Origin of the sequence: Rugamonas violacea (genome assembly GCF_016461825.1) — a bacterium.
Taxonomy (GTDB): Bacteria; Pseudomonadota; Gammaproteobacteria; order Burkholderiales; family Burkholderiaceae_D; genus Rugamonas.
In genome coordinates, this window is record NZ_JAEMNU010000037.1 from 333,577 (window position 1) to 351,323 (window position 17,747).

The 17,747-nt window shown below is 66.6% G+C and carries 13 protein-coding genes; 12 read left to right on the forward strand and 1 reads right to left on the reverse strand.

Annotated elements, in window-relative coordinates; genetic code table 11:
• The first annotated feature begins 373 nt into the window (after positions 1 to 373).
• Positions 374 to 2,347: an MFS transporter gene (locus H7U20_RS09145; RefSeq protein WP_199758821.1), complete on the forward strand. Its 1,974-nt coding sequence runs from the start codon at positions 374 to 376 to the stop codon at positions 2,345 to 2,347.
• On the opposite strand, the gene yjjJ is transcribed toward H7U20_RS09145, so the two are convergent.
• Positions 2,325 to 3,677, reverse strand: a complete 1,353-nt coding sequence (gene yjjJ, locus H7U20_RS09150) for a type II toxin-antitoxin system HipA family toxin YjjJ (protein ID WP_199758822.1) — start codon at positions 3,675 to 3,677, stop codon at positions 2,325 to 2,327. The two genes, H7U20_RS09145 and yjjJ, sit on opposite strands and share 23 nt — an antisense overlap.
• 224 nt (positions 3,678 to 3,901) lie before the next feature.
• Here yjjJ and H7U20_RS09155 point away from each other — a divergent pair, with 224 nt between their 5' ends.
• From H7U20_RS09155 to H7U20_RS09205, 11 genes are all read left to right on the forward strand, one after another.
• Entirely contained in the window at positions 3,902 to 4,414 is a 513-nt protein-coding gene (locus H7U20_RS09155) for a sigma-70 family RNA polymerase sigma factor (protein ID WP_199758823.1), read from the forward strand.
• 4 nt (positions 4,415 to 4,418) lie between these two features.
• Positions 4,419 to 5,459 (forward strand): FecR domain-containing protein, encoded by a 1,041-nt coding sequence (locus tag H7U20_RS09160; protein ID WP_199758824.1) that lies wholly within the window; start codon positions 4,419 to 4,421, stop codon positions 5,457 to 5,459.
• Between the two features lie 147 nt (positions 5,460 to 5,606).
• Positions 5,607 to 8,105 (forward strand): TonB-dependent siderophore receptor, encoded by a 2,499-nt coding sequence (locus H7U20_RS09165; protein ID WP_233410592.1) that lies wholly within the window; start codon positions 5,607 to 5,609, stop codon positions 8,103 to 8,105.
• A gap of 274 nt (positions 8,106 to 8,379) precedes the next feature.
• Entirely contained in the window at positions 8,380 to 10,329 is a 1,950-nt protein-coding gene (gene nosZ, locus H7U20_RS09170) for a TAT-dependent nitrous-oxide reductase (RefSeq protein ID WP_199758826.1), read from the forward strand.
• A 240-nt stretch (positions 10,330 to 10,569) separates the two neighbouring features.
• Entirely contained in the window at positions 10,570 to 12,831 is a 2,262-nt protein-coding gene (locus H7U20_RS09175) for a 4Fe-4S binding protein (RefSeq protein WP_233410593.1), read from the forward strand.
• Positions 12,832 to 13,013: 182 nt separating this feature from the next.
• Positions 13,014 to 14,228: a nitrous oxide reductase family maturation protein NosD gene (locus tag H7U20_RS09180; RefSeq protein WP_199758895.1), complete on the forward strand. Its 1,215-nt coding sequence runs from the start codon at positions 13,014 to 13,016 to the stop codon at positions 14,226 to 14,228.
• Complete coding sequence (locus tag H7U20_RS09185; RefSeq protein WP_199758827.1) at positions 14,218 to 15,153, forward strand: ABC transporter ATP-binding protein; 936 nt, start codon at positions 14,218 to 14,220, stop codon at positions 15,151 to 15,153. The genes H7U20_RS09180 and H7U20_RS09185 overlap by 11 nt, the downstream gene beginning before the upstream one ends.
• Positions 15,137 to 15,961 carry an ABC transporter permease gene (locus H7U20_RS09190; protein WP_199758828.1) on the forward strand — a complete coding sequence of 275 codons (825 nt, stop codon included), beginning with the start codon at positions 15,137 to 15,139 and terminating at the stop codon, positions 15,959 to 15,961. Before H7U20_RS09185 ends, H7U20_RS09190 begins: the two co-directional genes overlap by 17 nt.
• Positions 15,958 to 16,500, forward strand: a complete 543-nt coding sequence (locus H7U20_RS09195; protein ID WP_233410594.1) for a nitrous oxide reductase accessory protein NosL — start codon at positions 15,958 to 15,960, stop codon at positions 16,498 to 16,500. The genes H7U20_RS09190 and H7U20_RS09195 overlap by 4 nt, the downstream gene beginning before the upstream one ends.
• A gap of 9 nt (positions 16,501 to 16,509) precedes the next feature.
• Entirely contained in the window at positions 16,510 to 17,169 is a 660-nt protein-coding gene (locus H7U20_RS09200) for a hypothetical protein (RefSeq protein ID WP_199758829.1), read from the forward strand.
• 39 nt (positions 17,170 to 17,208) lie between these two features.
• On the forward strand, positions 17,209 to 17,652 hold the full coding sequence (locus H7U20_RS09205) for a c-type cytochrome (RefSeq protein WP_199758830.1): 444 nt from the start codon (positions 17,209 to 17,211) through the stop codon (positions 17,650 to 17,652).
• The last annotated feature ends 95 nt before the right edge of the window (positions 17,653 to 17,747 follow it).

The window sequence follows — 17,747 nt, forward strand, 5'->3', positions numbered from 1 at the left end:
ATCCGGCCCGGCTCCGACTCGCCGCCGATGCTGAAGGCGAAATGGGCGCCCAGGCCAGAATAGACGCGGGTGCACATCAGATCGTAGAACGGCGCCAGGCGCAATCCCGCCGAGGTCGCAATCATCGACAAGTTCTGACGACGTCGCGCGGCAAGTGGCGGCGGCCATTCCGGCGGCTGCGGCGGAAGTACTGCCGAGCTTGGCGCCGAGTGAGCGGGTGCTGGCCGAGTGCTTGGTGCATCGGATCACGTCGATTTCAAGCAAGATAAGCAAGCGTCTGGCCGACGGCGAGCCAGAGCCGGCGTAGAATTACCTCTCCGCGCCGGCCATCGGCGGCGCATGGCATCGACCACAATACGAACAGGGAGTTCCCATGCCGGAATCGGCCGCAGCCGGCGGCGCCCAGGCGGCGCTGCGCACGATGGACAAGGTGATCGTCGCCATCCACGGCGTCGGCAGCCAGCAGCGCAGCGAGACGATACGCCGCGTCACCACCCAGTTCAGCGCCTACTCCAAGCCGCGCGTGGCGTTGATGCCGCTGGGCTTCTTCTACGTCGACAAGGTCGGCCAGGTCAAGGTCAGCCAGCTCGACGTGCCGGCCGACGACGCGCTCGACAAGATCGGCTTCGCCGAGGTGTTCTGGGCCGACATTCCGAAAAAGGTCGACAAGGACAGCGACACCCTGGAGGAGATCAAGGCTTGGGGCCGCACCGTGGTCAGCCGCGCCGAGGCGGCCTACGGCAAGGTCAACGCCGGCACGCCCCGGCTCGACCAGGCCGACTTCCAGCTCGGCGCGGCGGTGATCGAGGAGATCATCGAGACCGTGGCGGTGCTGGAGAACCTGCTGTTCATCGCCGACAAGATGGGCCTGTTCAAGTTCGACCTGGCGCCGGTGCTGCGCGAGTATGTCGGCGACGTGCAGGTGGTGGCCGAGTTCCGTTTCTTCCGCGAGCGCATCGTTTATCGCTTCCACAAGGCCATGCACGACGTCATCAAGGCCTGCCATGGCGCGCCCGAGGTCTACGTGGTGGCGCACAGCGAGGGCACGGTGGTGGCCTTCCTGGCGATGCTGGAGGCGCTGTCCAGGCCGCCGGGGACCCATGTGGTCGATCCGGACGACCCGACCAACGAGGACAAGGTGGTCTCGACCGACTGGATCGACGCGGTGCGCGGCTTCATGACCATCGGTTCGCCGATCGACAAGCACCTGGTGCTGTGGCCGCAGATGTGGAGCCAGCTGAATCCGTCCATGCGCCAGTTGCAGCACAAGATCAAGTGGCGCAACTACTACGACCACGGCGACCCGATCGGCTTCAAGCTCGACACCGCCAAGACCTATCTCGACAGGACCGGCTGCCAAGCCTTCGATTTCCACTCCGACCCCGAGCGCGACGATTTCGGTTTCAGCCGCTACTGGCTGCCCGGCAAGGCGCACAACGATTACTGGACCGACAACGCGGTGTTCGACCACTTCATCCGCAGCGTGGTGCGCGGCGAGGAGGTGAGCAAGAAGCCGCAGGGCAGCAAGCTGGTGGGCGCGGTCAGCACGTCGTTGCCGTATCTGCTCAGCGCGGCGCTGCACCTGGCGGCGGTGTTCCTGCTGTTCAAGGCGCTGCTGATCTACCTGGAGGGCGCGCCTCCCGCCGCCCCCGCCGCCCCCGCCGCCGCCGCCGTCGAGTTGATACTTTTGCTCACTCGCACGGTGTTCTGTCTGGGCGGCCTGCTGCTGGGCGTGACCGTGGTCGCGCGCGTGCCCCGGCTGGTCAACCGCTGGTGGAAATGGCTGTGGCTGCCCGTGCTGTTCGGCGTGGCGATGGCGGGCGTGTACTGGCTGTGCCTGCCCGATCCTGTCGCCCGGGCGCTGTCCACCATTTTTCAATTGCTGCTAAAACTGCTGCTGCCGGCCGCCGCCTACGCCTCGCTGCCACCGCCGGGTGACACGGTGGTGTTCGGCAAAGGTATCCTGCTCGGCGTCGCCGCCGTGTTGGGTTGCTCCGGATGGGTACTCAAGCGCAACCGCCGGCGCGGCCGGCGCACGCTGATCGCGGCGGGGGCGACGGCGGTGCTGCTGCTGGTGGTGCTGCAGATCGTCGCGACGGACAGCCAAGATCCGCAGCCGGTGTGGCCGCTGGTGCTGGCCGGCGCCGCCTTCCTCTACCTGTGGTGGCTGGGCATCCTGGTGTTCGACCTGGCCTTCATCTGGCACCGCTACATCCGCCACTCGGTCGCGGCGGAAACCTTGCACCACTGGTATCAACGGATGGAGGCGATGCCGAAAACCTTATGGCAGATTTTGCAACCGGCCGGCAAAGGCGCCGCCACGTCTACCGCGGCGGACGGGGATTGAGCTGTGCCATGATCGCGACATGCCTTGCCATCAACCGTTTGAACTCGTCCTCAATGCGCGGGTCGTCGAATACCGCCTGCCAGAAGTCCATGGCCATGGCGTAGCAACGTTCCAGATGACGTAGTTCCATATTGCGCACCGAGCTGGCGGCCCATTCGCGCGGCACCACTTCGCCGTGCTGGTTCGGGCGGTACAGCATCGGTAACATGTCGTAGCAGGGCAGCAGCCGGTGCGGGCCTTGGAGCGCCCAGGCGGCGGCGATATTGCCGTGGTGCCGGTCGGTGTTGCCGATCAGCGCGCCGAACAGGTCGAGGATTTCCACCGTGCGTTGATCCGCCTGCGACAGCATTTGTTGGCGCCCCAGCTCCCTGGCGACGGCGGTCCAGCTTTGGTCCAGCATGCCCAGTTCGCCGTCCAGGGCGGCGAAGGTGAGCATCGGCAGCCTGCCGTTTTGGCCGTGGCGGTCGAAACGCAGCACTTCGAGGAAGACGCGTTGTTCGGCCTCCACAATGCTCGTCGTGGCGGCGGCGATGTTGTGCCGGCGCAGCGTGTCGAGGGCCAGATGCTCGCAGATCAGCAGGTCGCCCCAGCGTCGGCCGCCGGCGCTGTCGGTGCGTGGCGAGAACTTGACGATGACGTGTTCCATCTTCTGATCGTCCCGCGCGATGATCTGGGTGAACTTGGGCTGCTCGCCGCCGGCGGACGAGCCCGGCGGATCGCCTTGCATGGCCTGCTCGGCGAGCCGGGGATACCGCGACTGTCGACGCGACGCGGCCAGCGGCGCGTTTGCCTCGTCCTGCGGGGACGCAAGGAAGCGCGCATAGGACTCGTTGCCGACGACGATGTCGCCGGCGGCGTGCTCGCTGCGCCGACTCAGGTACTTGAGCACATGGTCGTCGCTCCAGCGCAGTATGTCGTCGGGCAAGTCCAGATCCTTGTTCTGCGCCGGCGCCATGCGGCCCAGGAAGCCTTGCGGGCGCAGATCGCGCAGGAAGAAGGGCATGCCTTGGAAGAGCAGGTAGTCGTGCCCCGCTGGAAACGTCAGCGCGAACCAGCCGCCTTCGAGCACCTCCAGTTGTCCCAGCGGTGCCGCTTGTCCATCCTCCGCCACGCGGAACAGCGGGAGCGGTGTGGGGACGCCGGCAATCTGCCGCCGCAGCGCGTAGCGTCGCCGGCGCGTCGCGCCGAGGGCGATGCCGTTCTGCAGGCCGGGCCAGAGGCGGGAAAAGGTGGGTTGGCTGATCTTCAAGTCCGCCAACAGGCCGGCCGTCTCCCTTGGCCCATCCTTGAGCAGGCGTTGCAGTTCAAACAGATTATCCGAGTACGCCATTGAGGAAATATGAATAGAACTTGGAGTATAAATTTTACTTCAGATTAGCTTTAGATAAAGGAATTCATGAGTAAAAACTAGGAAGAATGAATAGAATTGTGAATAGAAATGTGAATGAAAAATTCAGCGTAGGGGAAGGGCGGTTTTCCATCCGCGCAACAGTATGGTTTTGGTTTATAATGAGAATGCTTCTCATTTATATTTAAAACCTACGCATGGCCGCCATGTCCGACACTGTTTTGCCTTATCCGCTGGAATCGCTGTACCGCGAGCACAGCAATTGGCTGCGCCAGTGGTTGCGCGCCAGGTTGGGCAACGCCTGGGATGCCGCCGACCTGGCGCACGACACCTACGTCCGCATCCTGCGCGCCGGCACGCGGCCGTCGGCCGAGGACTCGCGCCGCTATCTGCGGCAGGTGGCCAACGGCCTGATGATCGACCTGTTCCGCCGGCGCCAGCTGGAAGCGGCCTACTTGGAGGCCGTCGCGCTGTTGCCGCAGCCGCAGGCGCCGTCGGCCGAGGAGCGCGCGCTGGCGTTGGAGGCGCTGGTCGAGCTGGACGCCATCCTCGACACCTTGCCGGCCAAGGCGCGCCGCGCGCTGCTGCTGTGCAAGCTGGACGGCCTGAGCTACCGCGACATCGCCGCCGAGCTGGCCGTTTCCGTCTCGTCGGTGGAGAAGTACATCGCCGCCGGCCTGCTGGCCTGTTACACCGCGCTCTACCACGAGGAACACTGACCCCATGCGCCACAGCGAACTCAGCGAATCCAGCGAACCGAGCGAACCAAGCGCACTTATCGAGCCCGCCCAAGCCTTGGCCATCGACGCCAGCGTGGTGCAACAGGCGGTGCTGTGGATGGCGCGGCTGTGGTCGGACAGCGTCAGCGAGGCCGACCGGGCCGGCTGCGCCCGCTGGCGCGCGCAACAACCGGCGCACGAGCAGGCCTGGCAACGTCTGCAATTGATGGAGGAGAAGTTCGCCGCCGTGCCGGACCCGGCCGCGCGCGCCGCGCTGCGCAGCCTGCCGCGCAAGCCGGCGACGGGGCGGCGCAAGGCCTTGCGCGTGCTGGGCCTGGGCATTGCCGTCGGCGGCGCCTGGCGGCTGGCAAGCCAGAGCGAGCCGTGGCAGCAGGCCACGGCCGACTATCGCAGCGCGCGCGGCGAGATCCGCCGCATCGAGCTGGCCGACGGCAGCGTCGTCATGCTCAACACCGGCAGCGCCATCGACGTCGTGTTCAGCGGCGGCGAGCGGCGCATCGTGCTGAAGGCCGGCGAGATCATGGTGATTACGGCGCCGGACAAGGCGGCCGTCCACCGTCCCTTCGTGGTGTACAGCGGACAGGGCGCGGTGCGCGCGTTGGGCACCGAGTTTGTGGTGCGCCAGCTGGACGGGCGCACCAGCGTCGCCGTGCTGCACGGCGCCGTCGAGATCCGGCCGCAGCGCGGCGCCGGCGCCGTCACGCGGCTCGATGCCGGCGGCCGGACCGACTTCTCCAGCACCCAGGTCGAGCCGCCGCAGCCGGCCGGCGACAACAGCGGCGCCTGGTCGCGCGGCGTGCTGGTGGCCGAGCAGATGCGGCTGGACGATCTGCTGGCCGAGCTGGGCCGCTACCGCGCCGGCATCCTGCGTTGCGATCCCGCCGTCGCCGCGCTGAAGGTCAGCGGCGTCTACTCGTTGCGCGACACCGAGCGCGCGCTGCACAGCCTGACCGTCGGCCTGCCGCTGCAACTGTCCTACCGCACCCGCTACTGGGTCAGCGTGGCGCCGCGCCGGGGGGCTTGAAACCGCCACAGAAAATAATTTGCCCGTCGATTGAGGGTTTCGCCTGTTCGTTCGGAAAGTAGAGGAACAGACATCACACTCCGCACACGAAAGGGCATCATGGGGCAGCGCATCACAGCATCAATTTCCACTCGCACACAACAGGGCTTGCGGCCCACCGCCATCGCCGGCGCGGCCAGGACGCTGCTGCGCCTGAGCCTGACGTTGGGCCTGACGTCGGGCCTGGCGCTGGCGGCGGCCAGCCCGGCGGCGTATGCCCAGGGCGCCGCCACGGCGGCCAGCCAAGCGCCGGCGCAGCCGCGCTTTAGCTTCAAACTGGCGCCGGCCTCGCTGGACCAGACCCTGAACCGCTTCGCCGGCGTGGCCGGCATCGAACTGGCGGTCGACGCCTCGCTCACCGCCGGCAAGACCAGCGCCGGCCTGAACGGCAGCTACACGGTGGCCGAAGGCTTCGCCGCGATCCTCGCCGGCCACGGCCTGCAAGCGCTGCGCGCCGCCAACGGCTACTACGCGCTGGAGCGTGTCGCCGGCGGCGGTGCCGCCGGCGCGGCCAACGCCGGTGCGGCGGCGACGGTGCAAACCATGGCCAGCATCACGGTCAGCGCGCAGATCGAGCGCAGCGCCACCACCGAGGGCCGCGGCGCCTACGCGGCCAGCGTGGTCACCATGGGCCGGGGCGAGCAGGCGCTGAAGGAGATCCCGCAGTCGCTCAGCGTGCTGACCCGCCAGCGCATGGACGACCAGGGCATCAGCGACCTGCGCACCGCCGCCAACAGCGTCACCGGCGTGGTCGGCGCGCAGGGCGTCGGACCGGGCGTGGTGATCAGCGCGCGCGGCTTCCAGATCGACCAATGGCAATACGACGGTGTGCCGATGCCGCGCAACACCTACGCGCTGGGCAATTGGGCGACCGAGGGCATGGCCTTCAACGACCGCATGGAAGTGCTGCGCGGCGCCGCCGGCCTGTTGCAGGGCACCGGCAGCCCGGGCGGCGCCGTCAACCTGGTGCGCAAGCGCGGCCAGGCCGAGCGCAGCGTCGCCGTCAGCGCCCGGGCCGGCTCGTGGGACCGCTACGGCCTGCAGCTCGACGCCGGCGGCCCGTTGAACGCCGAGGGCACGCTGCGCGGCCGCGTCGTGCTCGACGAGGACCGCAGCCACTCCTTCGTCGACACGGTGTGGAGCCGCAACCATTCCGCCTACGCCGCGCTGGACTACGAGCTGGGCCGCGACACCAACATCGGTTTCGGCCTGAGCCGTGTCAACGGCAAGGCCAAGCCGATGCTGATCGGCCTGCCGCGCTATGCCGGCGGCGGCGACATCGGCCTGCCCCGTTCGACCTACACCGGCGCCGTGTGGAACCACGCCGACAGCGAGCAGACCAATCTGTTCTTCGACCTGAACCACCGCCTCGACGACAAGTGGTCGTTCAAGTTCGCCGCCATCGGCATGAACGAGCGGAACAGCTCGGCGCACCAGCGCATGGCCGGCGTGCCGGCGGCCGACGGCAGCGGCGTCGACTTCGGCAACTTCGCCGTCGATTTCGACAGCCGCAAGCTCGGCTTCGACACCTATCTGCGCGGCAGCTTCGACGCGCTGGCGCTGGAACACACGGTGATGGTCGGCGCCAACTACGCGCGCTACAAATCGACCGACATGTACGCCCGCACCTGGAGCGAGGGCGGCAACATCTTCAACATCGACCACCAGCGGCCGTGGCAGAACGTGGCCAGCATCGTCGCCAAGGGCGGCGCCCACCCGAGCAACTACGCGATCTACCAGAAGGGCCTGTACGCCACCTGGAGCGCCAAGCTGGCGGCGCCGTTGACGGCGGTGCTGGGTGGCCGCCTCAGCTGGTACGACGAGCTGTACGCCACGCCGGACGGCGACACGCGCAAACAGGCCGACAGCAAGTTCACCTCGTATGCCGGGCTGATCTACGCGCTCGACGCGCGCTGGAACGCCTACGCCAGCTACGCCGACGTGTTCGAGCCGCAATCGGAGCGCACGGCGGCCGGCGCGGGGCTGGACCCGATCAGCGGCAAGAACTACGAGCTGGGCCTCAAGGGCGAGCTGTTCAACGGCCGCGTCAACGCGTCCGCCGCCGTCTACCGCTACGAGCACAGCGGCCGCGCCGTGCAGGACCTGGCCGCCGGCTACGCCTGCGACGGTTGGTACTGCTCGCGCGCATCGGGCAAGGTGCGCAGCCAGGGCGCCGAGGCGGAGCTCAGCGGCGAGCTGCTGCGCCATCTGCAGTTGTTCGCCGGCTACACCTACACCACCACCAAGTTCCTCTCCGACCCGGTCAACCAGGACATGGTGTTCAGCACCTGGGCGCCCAAGCACATGCTGCGCCTGTGGGCCGACTACAAGCTGCCGGCGACGCAGGACAAGCTCAGCGTCGGCGCCGGCCTGAGCACGCAGAGCAACACGCTGAGCTATGACCGCTCGTTCAAGGTGGCCGGCTTCACCACGTGGAACGCGCGGCTGGGCTATCAGTTCTCGCCGCAGTTGGCGCTGGGCTTGAATCTCAACAACCTGTTCGACAAGCGCTACTACCTGCCGTCCTACAGCATGGAGAGCAACAACAACTACTACGGCGAACCGCGCAGCGTGATGCTGAGCTTGAAGTACACGCCCCAGCTGTAAGCCCCTCCATCCAGCTGCGACCATCCCTCCCACCGGCGCGCCCGCGCGCGCCGGTCCTAGTCATTCCGGCCCCCGCGCTTAGTCCTTTCGACCTATCCCACTAACCCTTTTGCTTTCCGGAAACCGCATTCCGGCTGATGGCGCGCGCGCGTTGCCGGGCCTACAGTTGCCACATTGCCTATCGGACCGGGCCGGCCGCCTTGCGCGCCACGCGGGGCGATGACATGGGATTGTTTTAGGGGTTTTTCAGACAGTGGTTTAGGGAGAAAAATTGATGGATAAGGTCACACAACAACAAATCGAGGATGGTCTTGCGCAACCGGCTACGCGACGTAGCTTCCTTGGCAAGAGCGCCCTACTGGGCTTGACCGGAGCCGGTGTATCGTTCGGCTTGGCGGCCTGCAAAGAGAATGGCGGCGCCGCCGCACCGGCCGCTTCGGCATCGGCCTCGGCCAAGGCCGCCGGCGGCGAAGTGGGCCACGAAGTGCCGCCCGGCCAGCTCGACGACTACTATCATTTCTCCAGCGGCGGCCACTCCGGCGAGGCGCGCATCCTCGGTCTGCCGTCGGGCCGCACCTTGCGCCGGATTCCCGTGTTCAACATCGACCCGATGGTCGGCTGGGGCATCACCAACGAATCCAAAGCCATCATGGGCACCAAGGCCGACGGCAGCCTGAAGTACACCACCGGCGACACCCACCACGTCCACGGCAGCTACAAGGACGGCACCTACGACGGCCGCTGGTTGTTCATCAACGACAAGATGCACGGCCGCCTGGCGCGCATCCGCATGGACACGATGGAGTGCGACAAGATCATCGACCTGCCCAACATCATGGGCTTCCACGGCATCTTCCCCGACAAGTGCGATCCGCTCGATGCGAAGATCAACTACACCACCCGGGTCTTCTGCGGCGCCGAATTCCACATCCCGCTGCCGAACGACGGCCGCGACCTGGGCGACCCGAGCAAGTGGGGCTGCCTGTTCACCTGCGTCGACGCGGCCACGATGGAAGTGCGCTGGCAGGTGCGGGTGGACGGCAACATGGATCTGATCGCCACCTCCTACGACGGCAAGCTGGCCGCCTCCAACCAGTACAACACCGAGAACGGCGCCGACCTGGCCAGCATGATGTCGGCCGAGCGCGACGCCTGCGTGTTCTTCGACGTGGCACGGGTCGAGCAGCTGGTCAAGGACGGCAAGTTCACCACCATCGGCAGTTCCAAGGTGCCGGTGGTCGACGGTCGCAAGGCCGCCAATCCCGATCCGAAAACCGCGGTCACCTGCTACGTGCCGGTCGGTAAGAATCCGCACGGCGTCAACGCCTCGCCGGACGGCAAGTACTTCGTCTGCTCGGGCAAGCTGTCGCCAACCGCCACCGTGATCGAACTGGCGCTGGTGCAGAAATGGTTCGCCGGCGAACTCAAGGATGCGCGCGACGCCGTCGTCGCCGAGCCGGAAATCGGCCTTGGCCCCTTGCATACCGCCTTCGACGGCAAGGGCAATGCCTTCACCACCCTGTTCCTCGACAGCCAGATCGTCAAGTGGAACGTCGACAAGGCGATCGCCCACTTCAAGGGCGACAAGACCGCCAAGGTGGTGGTCGACCGCATCGACGTGCACTACCAACCGGGCCACGGCTACTCGTCGATGGGCGAGACCAAGGAAGCCGACGGCAAGTACTACAACTCGGGCAACAAGTTCTCCAAGGACCGTTTCCTGCCGGTCGGCCCGCTGCACTGCGAGACCGAACAGCTGATCAACATCAGCGGCGAGAAGATGAAGCTGATCTCCGACCACACCGCCTATCCCGAGCCGCACGACGGCATCATGGTGCGGCGCGACCTGGTCAAGACCCGGCAGATCTACAACATGGACGACTTCCCCAACGCGGTGAAGACGCCGGCCGACTCGCGCGTCGAGCGCAAGGGCAACAAGGTGTCGATCTTCCTGATGTCGCAGGCGCCGAACTACAGCATGCCGATCATCAAGGTGAAGAAGGGCGACGAGGTCACCTTGACCTTGACCAACCACGACAAGGTGGAGGATCTGACGCACGGCTGCGCGATTCCAACGCACAACGTGAACTTCATCGTCAATCCGCAGGAAACCAAGTCGGTCACCTTCAAGACCGACAAGCCGGGCGCCTACTGGATCTACTGCACCCACTTCTGCCACGCGCTGCACTTGGAAATGCGCAGCCGCCTGCTGGTCGAGGCGTAAGGGCAGGCGGAGTCCGACTCCGCCGCCGCGAAGGCAAGAAAACCCAGCGGCGGAATCTGGGGTCGGACCCGCCGGGTCCGACCCCGGCTTGCCGCCTTTGGGTGGTTTGGCGCCGCAGGCGTTATGCCTCAGAGCGTTCAAGCATGTCCCCGTTGCTGCGGGGACGCCCGCATTGAACGCAAGAATTTTTGTGACGGCCCCAGCGGCCGCCATCACTGGATACAAGCCGAGATGGACAAGATGACCGATCACCGACCCGCAGCCGGGCCCGCGCTCAAGTTGGCCGCCCTGGCGCCGCTGGCGGCGCAATTGCTGCAACTGCTGCTCCTGCTGTTGTGCGTCGCGCTGCTGGCTTCCGCGCCGGCGCGCGCCACCGTCTACGACGCCGAATTGTCGGCGCAATTGCTGCACGGCGAAGACCTGTGCGCCGCCGCCCCCTGCCGCGAGGTCATGCCGGCGGCCCAGCAATTCTCCAAGCGCAAGGGCTCGCCCAGCTACGTCGAGGCCTACGCCGTCGACGCCGGCAAGCAGCGCCTGGTCGGCTACGTCTTCCTGTCGACCGACGTGGTCGACATTCCCGCCTACTCGGGCAAGCCGGTGGTCACCCTGATCGGCATGGACACGAGCGGCATCATCAGCGGCGTGCGCGTGCTCAAGCATTCCGAGCCGATTCTGCTGGCCGGCATCCCCGAGTCGGCCTTGCTCAAATTCATCGGCCAGTACGTCGGCAAGTCGGCCGACGCCAAGCTGGTCATCGGCCAGGGCCAGCAGGACGGCGGCGCCATCGGCCTGGACGCCATCAGCGGCGCCACCGTCACCGCCATCGCCGAGAATCAGGTGATCTCGCGCAGCGCCTACGAGATCGGCCGCCAGGTCGGCATCATCAAGAGCACGCCGCGTCCGCCGGCCCGCTTCACGCCGCTGCGCGACCAGCTCAGCTGGGCCGAGCTGCTCAAGGAGGGCAGCGTGCAGAGCCTGCTGGTGCCGGCCGGCGAGGTCGACGCCAAGGACCCGTCGCAGCCGTATATGGAACTGCACTTCGGCTACCTCAACGTGCCGTCGGTCGGCGTCAGCCTGCTCGGCCAGCATGGCTACGAGCGCCTGATGCAGGACTTGAAGCCGGACGAGCACGCCATCTTCATCATCGCCACCGGGCAGGAATCGTTCAAGGGTTCAGGCTTCGTGCGCGGCGGCATCTACGACCGCGTGCAAGTGCGCCAGGACCCGGTCACCTTCACCTTCCGCGACACCGACTACCTCAACCTCTACCACCTGCAACCGGCCGACGCGCCCGGTTTCAAGGAGTCGGCCATCTTCATCGTCCGCTCGGCCGACTTCAACCCGGCCTGGCCGTGGCAGTTGACGGTTCTGGCCAACAAGTCGGACAAGGAAAACGGCGTCAAGACCTTCGTCCACTTCGACCAGGAACTGTGGCTGCCGGCCCGCTATCTGGAGGGCGGCCGTCCCCACGTCGAGCGGCCGCAGGCGGCCTGGAAGGGCGTCTGGGCCAACCAGAAAATCGAGATCGCGCTGTTCGGCCTGATCCTCGCCTTCGCCGCCTTCATGTACTCGCGCCGCGACTGGCTGGTGCGCCGTTCCAGCCGCAAACACAAGCCGTGGATCGCCGTGCCGCGCCATCTGCTGTGGATCGCCAGCGTCGGCTTCCTCGGCTTCTACCTGAAGGCGCAGCCCAGCATCACCCAGGTGATGACGTGGTTCCATTCCATCCTGCACCAATGGAAGTGGGAACTGTTCCTGTCCGATCCCTTCATCTTCGTGTTCTGGTGGTTCATCATCATTTCCGTCGCGCTGTGGGGGCGGGGCGTGTTCTGCGGCTGGTTGTGCCCCTTCGGCTCGCTGCAACAACTGGCGCTGAGCCTGGGCAAGCGCATCGGCCTGAAGCGCTTCCAGAGCCTGTTGCCCAAGCGCGTGCATGACAAGCTCAAGTGGATCAAGTACGGCGTCTTCTTCGTGCTGCTGGGCGTGTCTTTCTATTCGATGGAAACGGCCGAGCACCTGGCCGAGATCGAGCCGTTCAAGACCACCTTCCTGGTCGGCGTGTGGAACCGCACGTGGCCGTTCTGGCTGTTCATCGGCGCCATCCTCGGCTGGTCATTTTTCAGCGAGCGGCCGTATTGCAAGTATATTTGCCCGCTCGGCGCCGGTCTGGCGATCCCCAGCAAGCTGCGCCTGTTCGGCCTCAAGCGCAAGCAGGAGTGCAGCACCTGCCACGCCTGCGCCTCCGGCTGCGGTTCGCACGCCATCGACGCGGCCGGCAAGATCGACCAGACCGAGTGCATGCAATGTCTCGACTGCATGATTTTGTATTATGACGACCACGCCTGTCCGCCGCTGGTGAAGGAGCGCAAAACGCGCGAGAAGAGCGGCCAGCCGCTGACCGCCATCAATGGCGCCGGCTACTTCATTTCGCTAGCCAGCGTGCGGCGGAACCTGGCGGACAAGAACGCCGAGCTGATCGCCCGCCACGGCGTGCGGGACTGAGCATGACGACTCCCTGCTGCCACCATGTTACCGAGCCGGGATGCCGGCGGCGCTTGGCAATCCCCAAGGCCAAGAGCCGGGGTCGGACCCCGTGGGGTCCGACCCCAGATTTGCGCCTTTGGGGTAGGCTCGGGGGGCAGCTGAGATTGGCGGCGTTCTCCATTCTGGCCGCGCTGCTGGGCATGGCTTCGGCCGGCGCCGGCGCGGCCGTGCTGCGGGTGGCGCCGGGCGAGTCCATCGGCGCCGCCGTGGCGCGCGCCAAGGCCGGCGACACGGTGCGCGTGCCGGCCGGCGAGTATGTCGAGCATCTGTTGATCGACAAGCCGCTGACCTTGGAGGGCGTCGGCCGCGCCATCATCAGCGGCGGCCAGCAGGGCGACGTGATCCGCGTGCGCGCGGCCGACGTGACAATACGCGGCCTGCGCGTCCGCGACAGTGGCAGCGACCTGACGGCGCAGAACGCCGGCATCTACTTCGAACCCGGCTCGCACCGCGCCGCCGTGCGCGACTGCACGCTGTCCTACAACCTGTTCGGCATCTGGATGGAAAACCTGAAGGATGGCCGGGTCGAACGCAACACCATCACCGGCAAGCGCGACCTGCTGTCGGCGGCGCGCGGCAACGGCATCCAGGTCTACAACACCAGCGGCGCCAAGATCCTCGACAACAACATCAGCTTCACCCGCGACGGCATCTACGTCGACGTGTCGACCGACGCCCTGTTCCGTGGCAACAAGATCCACCACCTGCGCTACGGCACGCACTACATGAACACCAACCACAGCACCTGGGAATACAACGAGTCCTACCTGAACCGGGGCGGACTGGCGCTGATGGAGGTGCGCCATTTGATCGTGCGACACAACCTGGCCTGGGGCAATAGCGACCACGGCATCATGCTGCGCACCATCGAGGATTCCACCATCGAGGACAACGTGGTGCAGGGCAACGGGCGCGGCTTCTTCATCTACGACGCCGAGTACAACGTGCTGCGCCGCAACCTGGTGGTGGGCAACCGCGTCGGCGTGCACCTGACCGCCGGCTCGGCCAACAACCTGGTCGACGGCAACGACTTCATCGGCAATCAGGAACAAATCAAATACGTCGCCTCGCGCGACGTGCAATGGGGCCGCACGCAGGGCAACTACTGGAGCAACTACAGCGGCTGGGACCAGGACAACGACGGCATCGGCGACGTGGCCTACGAGGCCAACGACGTGGTCGACCGGCTCAACTGGCAATACCCGCTGCTCAAGCTGCTGATGTCCAGCCCGTCGGTACAGACGCTGCGCTTCGTGGCGCGCCAGTTCCCCGTGCTGCGCGCGCCCAGCATTGTCGACAAGCATCCGCGCATGCGGCCCGCATATCAGGATTGGAGGCGCTGGAGTGAGCAATAAACCCAAGGCGATCGAGGTCGCCCATGTCAGCAAACATTACGGCCAGATTGAGGCTCTGAACGACGTCAGCCTTGCCGTCGCGCCGGGCGAGATGTTCGGCCTGATCGGCCCCAACGGCGCCGGCAAGAGCACGCTGTTCAAGATGATGCTGGGGCTGGCCGCACCCACCGCCGGCGAGATCCGCGTGCACGGCGTGCGCATCGACGGCCGCGATTTCCGCCAAGTGCGGCGGCGTATCGGCTACCTGCCGGAAAGCTTCGTCACCTACGACAACCTGAGCGGGCTGGAGGTGCTGCACTTGTTCGCCGACCTCAAGCAGGTCGGCCGCGACGCCTGCGGCGCCTTGCTGGAGCGGGTCGGCCTGTCCGGCGCCGCCGGCCGGCGTGTGCGCGGCTATTCGAAGGGCATGCGCCAGCGGCTCGGCTTTGCCCAGGCGCTGCTCGGCAAGCCCGACCTGATCTTCCTCGACGAGCCGACCAACGGCCTCGACCCGCAGGGCATCCACGACTTTTACCAGACCCTGCGCGAAGTGCAGGGGGAGGGCGCCACCATCATCATCACCTCGCACATCTTGGCCGAGATCCAGGAACGGGTCGACCACCTGGTCATTCTGCAGAGCGGCCGCATCGCCGCCCAGGGCACGCTGGCGCAACTGCGCGCCCAGCGCGTGATGCCCTCGCTGGTCGAGTTGACGGTGGCCGCCGCGCGGCAGCAGTCCTTGCGCGCCGCGCTGGCCGGCATGGACGGACTGGACATCGCCATGCACGACGACCAGGTGCGCATCTGCTGCCCGCCGGCGCAGAAGGTGGCCTTGTTGGCCGCGCTGTTCGCCGAGCAGGGCGCGGTGCGGCACATCACCATCCACGAGCCTTCGCTGGAAGATTTGTTCCTCGGCTACGGAGGGCGCCATGCACAAGCGCATTGATTGGCGCCAGGTCGCCGTGTTGGCCGGCAAGGAATGCCGCGAACGCGTGCGCAACTGGTGGGTGCTGGCCGTCGCCGTCATCTTCGCCCTGTTCGCCCTGGCGATCGCCTATTTCGGCAGCGCCCAGCAGGGCGCCGTCGGCTTCCACGGCATCGACATCACCATCGCCAGCCTGGTCAGCCTGGTCATCTACCTGGTGCCGCTGATCGCCGTCATCCTCGGCTACGACGCCATCGTCGGCGAGCAGGAGCGCGGCTCGCTGGAGCTGCTGCTGTCGATGCCGATCACCCGCTTCGAGATTTTGCTCGGCAAGTTCCTCGGCCTGTCCGCCGCGCTGGCGGTGGCCACCACCGTGGGCTTCGGCGCCGGCCTGCTGCCGCTGTCCGCGCAGCTGGGACCGGACGACCTGTACCACTACGCCGGCTTCGTCGGCACGGCGGTGCTGATGGGCATGGCCTTCCTCAGCCTGGCGCTGTGCCTGTCGGTGATCGCCCAGGACCGCATGCGCGCCAGCGGCATGGCGATCGCCATGTGGTTCTTTTTCGTGCTGATCTTCGACCTGCTGCTGATGGGCCTGCTGGTGCTCAGCAACGGCAGCTTGGGCAGCGGCGTGTTCGCCGGTTTGCTGATGCTCAACCCGGCCGACGTGTTCCGCCTGCTGAACATTTTCAATTCCGAACAAGTGCAAACCATGTATGGCCTGGCCACCGTGATGCCCGACGGCCTGACCAATCCGCTGGTCCTGCTGGGCATCATGCTGGCCTGGATCGTCGCCCCCTTCCTACTCGCCAACTGGAGATTCAAATGATTGCAACCCCACGCGCCGCCCGTGCGGCAACGCCCCGCCAGATGTGGGGCGGACTCCTGATGCTGGCCCTGCTGGGCGCCTGCAGCCATACCGCGCCGTCGGCGGTGGCGCAGGAACCGAACGCCGACACCGCCTGCGTGCTCGACGGCATGCTGTTGCAGGACTTCCCCGGCCCGAAAGGCCAGATCGTCTACGCCGAGGGCAAGCCGGACTTCTTCTGCGACCTGATGGAACTGTTCACCACGTTGCGCACGCCGGAGCAAAAGCGCGCCGTCGCCGGCGCCTACGTGCAAGACATGGGCAAGACCGACTGGGACCATCCCAAGGGCAACTGGATTCCCGCCAAGACGGCTTTCTTCGTGGTCGGCAGCAAGCTGCACGGCTCGATGGGGCCGACCTTGGGCGCCTTCTCCAGCGCCGAGGAGGCCAATAAATTCATCCAGCAGCAGGGCGGCAAGCAGCTGCGCTTCGAGCAGGTGACGCCGGAGATGGCCGACCTGACCGGCGGCGTGATGCACGACAGCGGCATGTCGCACTAAGGAGAAAAAATGGACGGCATAACGAGATTGGACCAGACCGCGCAAGTGCCGCTGGACGAGGTGATGGACGAGGACGCCTTGCAGGCCCTGTTCGCCAAGACCAGTTACCAGCTGCGCGAAGCACGCAAGGCGCTGCTGCAGCGCTACGCGGTCGACAGCGAGGAGGCCTTGCTGGCGCGCATAGTCGGCGGCGCCGTCGACACGCATCCGGCCTACGAGCACTACCTGAGCGCGCGCATCATCGAGCAGACCCGCGACCAAGTGCGCGCCGAGCTGGCCGCCCATATCGCCGACGGCGTGCGGGCCGAGTTGCCGGCGCTGAGCGCCCACCTGCGCTTCAAGCACCAGCTGGAGGCGCGGTACGCGGCGCGTCTGGCCGAGCCGGTGCGCATGGCGCAAGACGCCTTGCTGCTGGCCTTCGACAACGGCCTGCTGCTGGAGGTGCGCTACTTCAGCCGCCAGGAGCATTCGATCATCTGGTGCTGGGGCGAGGCCGAGTGCCGGCTCGACACGGCGCCGGGCACGCCCGCCGCCGCCGTCGCCGCCACGATCGCCGCCACGGCGGACGGCGACCCGTGGCAACACTTTGCCGCCGTACTGGAGTCGCTGCTGGCCGACCCCTTGGCCGATCCGCTGGCCTACATCGCCGCACCACTGAACGCCGCCTGAACCCGGCATCAATTTTTAGACCGATAGAGGAATCACATCATGAAGAGCTACAAACTACTCCCCGTCCTGCTCGCCATCGCCCTGGCCGCCTGCGGCCAAAAAACCGAGGCACCCGCTGCGGCATCGGCATCGGCGGCAGCGGAGGTTCCAGCGGCCGCGCCGGCGGCAGCGCCAGCAGCGGCATCGGCGGCAGCCCCTGCAGCGGCCGCCGCCGCCGGTCCGGCACCGAGCGCGGCCGACCTGGCCTCCGGCGAGAAGATCTACACCGCCACCTGCCTGGCGTGCCACGGCGCCGGCGTGCTGGGCGCGCCGAAGTTCGGCGACAAGGCGCTGTGGACGCCGCGCGTGGCCAAGGGCATGGAGGTGCTCTACACCAACGGCATCAACGGCTTCAACATGATGCCGCCCAAAGGCGGCAACGCCACGCTGAAGGACGCCGAGTTGAAACAGGCGATCGACTATATGGTCAACGCGGTGCGCTGAGCGGCAAGCGCCTGAGTGGTCGGCGGACCTAGCAAAGCCAAGTTGCCGGCGGCCACAAAACCACCCACAGGCGTAGAGCCGGGGGGGGGGGGGGG